10 protein-coding genes and 1 riboswitch are annotated in these 9,881 nt (G+C 28.9%); of the genes, 7 read left to right on the forward strand and 3 right to left on the reverse strand.

What is annotated here, in order from left to right:
- Nucleotides 1-130 precede the first annotated feature (130 nt).
- Entirely contained in the window at nucleotides 131-1,381 is a 1,251-nt protein-coding gene (locus tag I4U58_RS10250; RefSeq protein ID WP_207743865.1) for a hemolysin family protein, read from the forward strand.
- Nucleotides 1,382-1,430: 49 nt separating this feature from the next.
- Here I4U58_RS10250 and yfcE read toward each other — a convergent pair whose 3' ends face one another.
- Entirely contained in the window at nucleotides 1,431-1,997 is a 567-nt protein-coding gene (gene yfcE, locus I4U58_RS10255) for a phosphodiesterase (protein ID WP_195931243.1), read from the reverse strand.
- Nucleotides 1,998-2,031: 34 nt separating this feature from the next.
- On the reverse strand, nucleotides 2,032-2,832 hold the full coding sequence (locus tag I4U58_RS10260) for an NAD(+)/NADH kinase (RefSeq protein WP_195931245.1): 801 nt from the start codon (nucleotides 2,830-2,832) through the stop codon (nucleotides 2,032-2,034).
- A 198-nt stretch (nucleotides 2,833-3,030) separates the two neighbouring features.
- Here I4U58_RS10260 and I4U58_RS10265 point away from each other — a divergent pair, with 198 nt between their 5' ends.
- From I4U58_RS10265 to I4U58_RS10290, 6 genes are all read left to right on the forward strand, one after another.
- A complete protein-coding gene (locus tag I4U58_RS10265) occupies nucleotides 3,031-3,525 on the forward strand; it encodes a YbaK/EbsC family protein (RefSeq protein WP_195931258.1) in 495 nt (164 codons plus the stop codon).
- A gap of 169 nt (nucleotides 3,526-3,694) precedes the next feature.
- Nucleotides 3,695-4,606: an RluA family pseudouridine synthase gene (locus tag I4U58_RS10270; RefSeq protein ID WP_330593232.1), complete on the forward strand. Its 912-nt coding sequence runs from the start codon at nucleotides 3,695-3,697 to the stop codon at nucleotides 4,604-4,606.
- 14 nt (nucleotides 4,607-4,620) lie between these two features.
- Complete coding sequence (locus I4U58_RS10275) at nucleotides 4,621-5,625, forward strand: nucleoid-associated protein (RefSeq protein ID WP_195931247.1); 1,005 nt, start codon at nucleotides 4,621-4,623, stop codon at nucleotides 5,623-5,625.
- An 86-nt stretch (nucleotides 5,626-5,711) separates the two neighbouring features.
- Nucleotides 5,712-5,889, forward strand: a riboswitch (cobalamin riboswitch).
- Between the two features lie 301 nt (nucleotides 5,890-6,190).
- Nucleotides 6,191-7,105 carry an ABC transporter substrate-binding protein gene (locus I4U58_RS10280; protein WP_195931249.1) on the forward strand — a complete coding sequence of 305 codons (915 nt, stop codon included), beginning with the start codon at nucleotides 6,191-6,193 and terminating at the stop codon, nucleotides 7,103-7,105.
- Nucleotides 7,086-8,111, forward strand: a complete 1,026-nt coding sequence (locus I4U58_RS10285; RefSeq protein ID WP_195931251.1) for an iron ABC transporter permease — start codon at nucleotides 7,086-7,088, stop codon at nucleotides 8,109-8,111. The genes I4U58_RS10280 and I4U58_RS10285 overlap by 20 nt, the downstream gene beginning before the upstream one ends.
- A 5-nt stretch (nucleotides 8,112-8,116) precedes the next feature.
- Complete coding sequence (locus I4U58_RS10290; RefSeq protein ID WP_195931253.1) at nucleotides 8,117-8,905, forward strand: ABC transporter ATP-binding protein; 789 nt, start codon at nucleotides 8,117-8,119, stop codon at nucleotides 8,903-8,905.
- A gap of 86 nt (nucleotides 8,906-8,991) precedes the next feature.
- Here the strand turns inward: I4U58_RS10290 and I4U58_RS10295 are convergent, their stop codons facing one another.
- Entirely contained in the window at nucleotides 8,992-9,747 is a 756-nt protein-coding gene (locus tag I4U58_RS10295; protein WP_195931254.1) for an alpha/beta hydrolase-fold protein, read from the reverse strand.
- Between the last annotated feature and the right edge of the window lie 134 nt (nucleotides 9,748-9,881).

Consider the following 9,881-nt stretch of genomic DNA (forward strand, 5'->3'; position numbering starts at 1 on the left):
TGAGCTATTATAGATGGAACTGCCAAAGTAACTAAAAGTTTTCCAATACTCCCATTTTCTAAGTCTGCGTTTTTTTTATGCTATAATTAGTACTAATATAAAATTTACGAAATTAGGAGAGTGGTAAAGGTTGGGTTCGACCGAAAATATATTACAAATAGGTTTATTAATAGTTTTACTGTTGGGATCAGGATTTTTCTCAGCATCTGAGACATCATTAATGTCTCTTAGCAAAATTAGAATTAGGTATATGGAAGAAGAGGGTGTAAAAGGTGCTAAATTAGTATCTTCACTTATTGAAAAATCAAGTGATTTACTTAGTTCAATTTTAGTAGGAAACAACGTGGTAAATATAGCTGCAACATCTGTTTCAACATCTTTATTTATAAATATATTTGGAGATGGAGGAGTTGCTATAGCTACAGCTGTAATGACAGTACTTGTTTTAATTTTTGGAGAAATAACACCAAAAACTATTGCAGCAAATAGCCCAGAAAAAATAGCAGTTATAGTATCTAAACCAATTAGTATAATAATGAAAATTACAAAACCGATAGTTTGGGTATTTAATCTTTTAACAGGTATTATCTTTAAAATTATGGGAATAGAAAATGACGGAGTTAAACCATTTATAACAGAAGAAGAATTAAAAGCTATGGTAAATGTGAGTCATGAAGAAGGCGTTTTAGAAATTGAAGAACGCGAAATAATAAATAATGTATTCCAATTTGGAGATATGCAAGCAAAAGAAGCTATGATTCAAAGATTAGATATGGTAGCTGTAAATATAGAAGATAGTTACGATGAAATAATAGAATTATTTAAAAGTGAAAAGTTAAGTAGATTACCTGTATATCAAGAGAGTATAGATGATATAGTGGGAATATTAAATATAAAAGATATTATTTTCTTAAGTGATGAGGAAATACAAAACTTTAATATAAAAAATTACGTTAGAGAAGCATTTTTTACTTACGAATTTAAAAAGATAACTCAACTTCTTGAGGAAATGAAAAAAGAAAAGAGTCAAATGGCTATAGTTGTAGATGAGTACGGTGGTACAGCTGGACTTCTTACAATAGAAGACTTAGTCGAAGTAATCGTTGGGGATATAGACGATGAATACGACGAGGAAGAAGAGGAAATTGTAAAAGTAAGTGATAATGAATATTTAGTTGAAGGTAGTACAAAAATATCAGATGTAAATGAGCAAATTGGAATAAACTTTGAATCAGATGAATTTGATTCTATAGGAGGATTTATAATCGGATATTTAAAACGTATACCTGAAGAAAATGAATTAATCGAAGTTGGAAATGTTAAATTTAGCGTTGAAAGTATCGATAAAAATAGAATAAACAAAATTAGAATATTTGTATAAAAAAATTGCTAGATATAATCTAGCAATTTTTTTATTCTAGCGAATTTTTTTATAATTCTATAATTTCACCAGTAGTTATATCTACTAAATTGATATCCATATCTACTTGGTGATTGTTGCCTTCGATAGGCTCGATTTCTATTATAGCTACAGAATGGCTTCCATCTTTAGGTATAGATGTACTTCCTGGATTTAGAACTACTAAATCTTCATCCATATATAATTCTTTTACATGAGTATGTCCTAAGATTAATACATTGGCTTCTTTAGCTTTGGCTCTTTTTATAATTTCTTCTTTTGGCTCTAGATATCCGTGATCTAATAAGAATGTTACTCTACCAACTTCAGTTAAAACATATCCATCTTCAATAGGATGTTTTATAACCATTTGGTCTACATCAGCATCACAATTTCCTCTAACTATTATCATATTATCTAGATTGTTTATTTTTTCTATCACACCTTTAGGGTTGTATCCTTCTGGTAAATCATTTCTAGGTCCATGATATAAAACGTCTCCTATATGGAATATTACATCACAGTCCTCTAATAAGTCTAATGCTTTTTCGAAATAAGGTAAGCTACCGTGTGTGTCACTCATTACACCTATTTTCATAGTTATCCTCCTGGAAATATTAAATTTATAAATTTTATAAGAACTTTTCAGTTACTCTGCTCCAAAACTCGTAGTTTGACATTCTAAGTAGTTTTACTTTTAAATCAGATACAAATATAGATATATCTACTATTTGTTTAAATTGATATTCGACTCCGTCAACTACTATTAATATAGAGTCTTCAAATCTATATTCTGGAGCTATTTTTACGATTGAATCTTTTGAACAAATAATGCTAGAAGTAAAACTTCTGTAAGCATTTGTATTTATAGGGGCAAGGGGTGTAATTTGCATTACATTTATACTTGGGTCTATTATACTTCCGCTAGCAGCATAATTATATGCAGTAGATCCTGTTGAAGTTGATACTATTAGACCGTCACCACTAAAATTTTGTACATGGTGGTCATTTATTCCTAAAGATAAATGTATAGTTCTAGATTTATATCCTTTTACAACGACTTCATTTACAGCGAATACATCATTGCAATTAGATTTAGTACAGACAGTTGACTGAAGAACGGGAATTTCTTGAACTATGTAGTCTCCAACTAAATATGATTCAATAAAATGATCTATATCAGATGGAGCAAAGTCTGGGAAGAATCCTAAATGTCCAGTATTTATTCCTAAAATAGGAACTTCTGGAAATTCAAAGTCATGTACCGTCTGTAAAAAAGAACCATCTCCACCTATGGAAATAATAAGTTCAGTTTCAGGGTGAAATTCATCGCAAACTGTAAATCCTGCCTTTTGTAATTTATCTGTCAAAATATCCTTAGTCATTATAGATTTTGGTAAATTATTTGAGTTAATTGTAATAATTCTTTCCATTATCCCACCTCTTTATAAGATGTATTATAACACATATTCTTGTAGACTATAACAATTTAGAATTATTATTATAAATTTAATGTAATTTTAGAAATATATAGTAGATGCAAATAAATGTTAATATTTGTTATATAATGGTATAGGGAAGTGAAATGTATGATATACTATATTGTAAAGACTAAATATAGAGGTGTAAAAATGTCAATAGAAAAAGTTAAGGAATATTTTGCGGAATATGGAAGAGAAGATGACATTTTAGAATTTGACAAATCAAGTGCAACAGTTGAATTAGCAGCACAAGCGGCTAATGTTATACCAGCGAGAATAGCTAAAACTTTATCTTTTAAAAATAAAGAAGGAGACAATGCTATTTTAGTAGTAGTTGCTGGTGATGCTAAAATCGACAATAAAAAATATAAATCAGAATTTGCTACTAAGGCAAAAATGCTAACACCAGAAGAAGTCATTAAATATATTGGACATGCTATAGGTGGAGTTTGTCCATTTGCAATAGAAAATAAAGGTGTAAAAGTGTTTTTAGATGTATCTATGAAGAGGTTTAATACAGTATTTCCCGCTTGTGGAAGTAGCAACTCAGCTATAGAATTAACTTGTGATGAGATGGAAAAATACTCACATTGTGAAAAGTGGGTAGATGTATGCAAATCATATGATGAGACACTATCAGAATAGACATAAAATTAAAATAAAGATTATTTGAATTTAACTACATAAATATCAAAAGGAGTTTCTCATAGAGATACTCCTTTTAATGTTGATTGGATATTTATGGAACAATATTTACCTTCATTATATTTGAAAATTAGTGTAAAATATATATGTTAATAAAAAGGAAGTGGGTGTGAATTTGTTCAAAAAAGAAGATCAAAAATATAATCTTATTTCATATATAAATGAAGATGACGACTTAACACTAAAAGAAATTTTACTAGATAAATTAAATTTCTCAGTTAGATATGCATCTAAATTAAAAAGATTTAAAACAGTTACAGTAAATAAAAACTTCAAAAAATTAGATAAAAAAGTTAAAAAGGGCGACTTAATAGAAGTAGAGATAAAAGAAGATATGGCAAACTTTGCGCCACAAGATTTAAACTTAAATATAATTTATGATGATTTTGATTTAATTATGGTAGATAAACCTCCATTTATGGTAGTTCATCCGACAAAGAGCCACTTTGAAAATACTATGGCAAATGGAGTTACAGACTACATTGTTAAAAAGGGCGAAGATGTCAAAATAAGATTTGTAAATAGACTAGATATGAATACATCTGGATTAGTAATAGTAGCAAAAAATCCATTTGCTCAACATGTATTATCTAGTGAGATGAAAAGCGATGATTTTGAAAAGAAATATATAACAGTAGTAAAAGGAATCATTAAAGACGACGAAAATACTATAAATGAGCCAATTTACAGACCTACAGATGACAGCATAAAGAGAGTTGTAGATCCTAGAGGACAAGAGTCGATTACTCATTACAAAGTATTAGAAAGATTAAATGATGCTACTGTAGTAGAAGTTAAATTAGAAACAGGAAGAACTCACCAAATAAGAGTACACATGGCACATATAGGCCATCCAATTATAGGAGATGAACTATATGGTTATGTTGATGAAAATCTAATAAAAAGACAGGCTCTACATGCATATGGTCTGAAGTTTAAACAACCTAGAACAAAAGAAGTTTTAGCGTTTAAAGCTGAAATTCCTGATGATATGAAGATGCTAATTGAAAAATTAAGATAAAAGGAGAGAAGTAAATGATTATACATAAATCCATAGTACACGTACTAGATAAAAATAGCGATAGTCCTATATTAAATGACTACGAATGTAGAAACAGCTTAGAAGTGGATAAATTTTTCCAAAAAATAATAAACAGAGTTTCAAAAGACGACGATTTAAGAAAAGCTGAATTTAACGATTATAACAATAATATTGTTAAAAACTGTTGTGAGCAAATTATATATGACGAAGATACATTCTTACAAAATTCAAAAGAAATAGCGGCATATTTATTTGAAATTATGAAACAAAGTGAAGAGATGGACTCTTGTGACTTAGCTATTTGTCTATACAGTGTAAAAGATGAAAAAAATGTAGCTATAATGAGATTAGAGTATAAAAAACTTTATACACATTCAATTGAATTTGTAGAAGATAAATTTAATATACAAATAGTATCAAATGAAATTGGAATACCTGAGACAGGGCGTCCAAAACAATGTGCATTAGTAGGTCTTAGTGGTATAAATGATGAATATCATTTTAAACTATTAGATAAAGATGCTGAAAAAGAACAACTAGAAACAAAGTTTGTTACAGCGTTTTTAAATGCTAAAAAAATAGAAGATGATAAATATAAAACAAAAGTATTTAAAACAACAGCAGAAAATTGGATAACAAATGCAATTTCAGATGATATGAAAAAAGCAGAAGATATAAGAAGTATGCTTAATTATACATTAAAAGAAAAAGAAGAAATAAATGTTGAGGAATTTGTTCAAAATAATATAATCGATAAAGATTTAAAAGAAAGTTTCAAAGAACACATGGAAGACAAAGGATTAACTGAAAACTTTTCAGTTGATAAAAAATGGGTTGAAAAGAAACTTAAAAAGAGAAGTATAAAAACAGATAATGGATTTGATATAAAAGCAAATTTATCAGATTTTGAAGACCCTATGAAATATAGTGTTAGAAAAAATGAAAATGGTACATTCGATATAGTAATAAAAAATATATCTTTCTATGAAGAAAAATAATTTTACATAAATTTCATTTTATGGTAGTTATTCGAAGTTGCTTTTTACTCTATTAAAATAATGTTAGATTATGTTATAATTACGTGAAAGCATAAAGGTATAGAGGTTCTAATTTAGATTAATAGGGAAGCTAGGTGAGATTCCTTCGCAGCCCCCGTTACTGTGATGCTGACTATTTATTCGATAACCACTGCTATTTTGCGGGAAGGTGAATAAATGGGATGAAGCTAAGCCAGGAGACCTGCCTTATATACAATAAGAAAATCTTCGGGGTGGAGAATTTTACTTTAAAATAAGAACGGTATTTTAAAAGAAAAACTAACCTTGTGTTAGTTTTTCTTTTTTTGCAAAAGATACATATAATTTATAATTTTGAAAAATAATATCGTAAAAGCATAACAAAATGTTATTGCTTATTTTAAAATATAGTTACAAAAAAAATTGTAATTCTGCTATAATCATAAAATATATGGAGATTATAGTCAAATTATGGTAAAACCCTGGCTGGATTAATCTTGATATAAGCTTTAAAAATTTTAAAAAAGGTATATGAGGAGGAATTCATATGAAAAAGAAATTATTATCAATTTTACTATGTTTAACACTTATATTTTCTGTTGGGTGTAGTAAAGGCGAAAGCGAAAAAACAATAACTGACAGAGCTGGTAACGAAGTTAAAGTTCCAACAAAAATCGAAAAAATTATATCTACTGCACCATCAAATACAGAAATATTAGTTGGGTTGGGATTAGCTGATAAAATTATAGCAGCAGATACATACTCAGAAGGAATTGAAGGTTTAAGCAAAGACACTAAATTAATGGACTTCCAAAATCCAGATGCAGAAGCAATGGTTGAGTTAGATCCAGATATAGTAATAGCTTCAGGATATAACCAAGTAGGTTCATCAGAAGATCCATATAAATCAGTAAGTGATGCAGGTATACCTGTTGTATATATACCAAGTAGTAGCAGTATAGACGGTATATATAAAGACATAGAGTTCATAGCTGAACTTGTAAATGAAAAAGATAAAGGAAATGAAATAATCGATTCTATGAAAAAAGATGTAGAATCAATAAAAGAAATAGGCAGCAAAATAAAAGATAAAAAGACAGTTTATTTTGAAATAGGTCCAGCACCAACATTATACAGTGTAGGAAAAGACACATTCATAAATGAAATGATACAAATAATAGGTGCAAAAAATATATTTGCAGATAAAGATGCTTGGATATCACCAAGTGAAGAAGCTGTAATAGATGCAAATCCAGATGTTATATTAACTAACGTTAACTATGTAGAAAATCCAACAGAAGAAATAATGAGTAGAACTGGATGGGAAAACATAACTGCAGTAAAAGATAAAGCAGTATATTCTATAGATGCAAACTCATCTTCAAGACCAACACAAAATATAATAAAAGCTTTAAAAGAAATGGCAAAAGCTGTATACCCAGATGAATACAAAGACAAATAGAACAAAGTGTGCAATTAGTATACTTATACTTATATTTATTATTTATATTGGAACTTCCATTGGGAGTTCCAATATTAGTATGTTAGACACTATATCTATAATCGCAAATAAATTGATAAATATACCTCTTAGAGACGGTGTAATGCCAAAGGACGTATCTATTATATGGAAGATTAGGTTGCCTAGGGTTTTATTGGCGTTTTTAGTAGGAGGGTGTTTGGCTACTAGTGGTGCAGTTGTACAATCGATATTAAAAAATCAACTAGCATCACCATATACATTAGGTGTATCATCAGGTGCATCTTTAGGAGCAGGTCTTGTAATTGTAACAGGAGTAACAATTCCTGTAATAGGAGGTTTTACACTTCCGTTTGTTGGATTTATATTTGGACTTTTTACAGTTTATTTAGTTATATTATTTTCTAGTAAAATTGACAAAACCATGTCCAATAATACAATAATATTAGCGGGGATGGTTTTTTCTTTATTTGTCAATGCCTTACTTACAACTTTAACTGCGATGTTTTCAGAAGACTTAAAGAGTATAGCACTTTGGCAAATGGGAAGCTTTGCTATGAGAGGTTGGACATATGTATGGCTTATAATTCCATTTTGCTTAGTCGGTATGATAGGCATACTTAGATACACAAAAGAGATGGATATACTTACTTTTGGAGAAGAACAAGCCCAATCTGTAGGTGTAGATACATCAAAAGTAAAGACAAAACTATTTGTATTTTCAGCAATATTGACAGGAGGAGCAGTATCTCTTAGTGGTACAATTGGATTTGTAGACTTGATAGCTCCTCATGTTGTTAGAAAAATATTTGGATCTAATCATAAATATGTAATACCGATGACATTTATATTTGGAGGATGTTTAATGGTAATTACAGATTTGATTGCAAGAAGTATTTTTGACTCAACTGAATTACCAGTAGGGGCGGTGACTGCTATTATAGGAGCACCATTCTTTGCTTATGTTTATTTTAAAAAGGCGAGTTGATAATTATGTTAGAAATTAAAAATCTTTATAGTGGATATGATGAAAAAGATATATTAAAAGATATAAATTTTAAAGTTAAAAATGGAGAAAATTTATGTATAGTTGGTCCAAATGGATGTGGAAAAAGTACACTTCTAAAATCTATTGCTAATCTTTTAGAATATAGAGGAAGTGTAATGATTGATGATGAGGAAGTATCATCTATGGATAGAAAAGAATTTGCAAAGAAAGTTGGACTTATGAGCCAAATTACTCAAATTTATTTTCCATACACAATTTACGATACTGTAGCATTAGGTAGATATGCTTATAGCAAAGGGGCATTTAGTAAATTATCTAAACAAGATGAAAAAATCATATTAGATAGTATAAAAAAAGTCGGACTTTTAGATATAAAAGATAAGCTTATTACTGAACTTTCAGGTGGGCAAATACAAAGAGTTTTCTTGGCTAGAGTATTCGCTCAAGACCCAGATATTATACTACTTGATGAGCCTACAAACCACTTGGACTTAAAAAACCAAATAGATTTATTAGAAAATCTAAAAGAATGGATTAAGGTAAATAATAAAATCGTAGTAGGAGTACTACATGATTTAAATTTAGTTCAATATTTCGCAGATAATGTGCTTATGTTGAAAGATGGGCAAATAGTAGCTTATGGAGAGCCACAAGAAGTATTAAATAATCCTATCTTAAATGAATTATATGGAATCAATATAAAAGAGTTTATGTTAGATATTTTAAAGAAATGGGATAGACCATCTATTACAAAAAAGCATATAATTAAATAAATATTTTACTAAAAAGACTAGCTTAATAAATTAAGCTAGTCTTTTTATTTGTATATGTTATTAATTTAAAAGATTAGTTTTAAATATTAAAGTAGAAAATCTATAAAAGCAGGGACTTGTTTTTCCCAACTAGCTTCATTATGTTCTCCACCAGGAACTAATCTAGGATAACATATAGCTCCTTTAGATTGAAGTGTATGGCATAACTCTAACATATAAGAAGTAAAGTCAACTAATTTATTATTTTGTTCTAATTCATTACTTCCTATACTCATAAAGAACTTGCTACCCCTTTGAGAGTCGTTTTGTACTGCTTCTGCTATTAATTTATCATAGCAAAATTCAAATGAAGGAGATAAACACGCACATTTTGAGAATATATGAGAGTATTTAATTCCAGCATATGTTGCCATTAATCCACCTAAAGAGCTTCCACCGATAAGCGTATTTTTTTTATCGGGTTTTGTTCTGTACTCAGAATCAATCATAGGTTTTATTACATTTACCATCCAATTTAAATAAGCATCTCCCTTGCCTTCAATAAACTCACCATTATAATTATCTAAATTATAAGGAGAGTATTCTGAGACCCTCTCATTGCCTTCAAAACTGCATTGAATACCTACGACAATTAATTGTACATTATTAGAATCTAAATATTCTTTCATACCCCATGATTTACCGAAAGCAGCTTCTTCATCAAAGAATAAATTATGTCCATCGAACATATAAAGCACAGGATATTTTTTTCTTCTTTCATTGTAATCATCTGGAAGATAGATGTTTATAACTCTACTACCAGAAAACACACCTTCCATCTCAATATACTTTTTTTCTATCATCAGTAACCACCTCATGTATATTTTAATTTATTATTTAATATACCATAATTTGGAAAATAAATGTATACAAAATATACAGAAAGATAAGTTTATACATATAAAATAGAATATATGACAAAAAATACGAAAATATA

This window comes from Clostridium sp. 1001270J_160509_D11, from assembly GCF_015667935.1.
Classification (GTDB): domain Bacteria; phylum Bacillota; class Clostridia; order Peptostreptococcales; family Peptostreptococcaceae; genus Intestinibacter.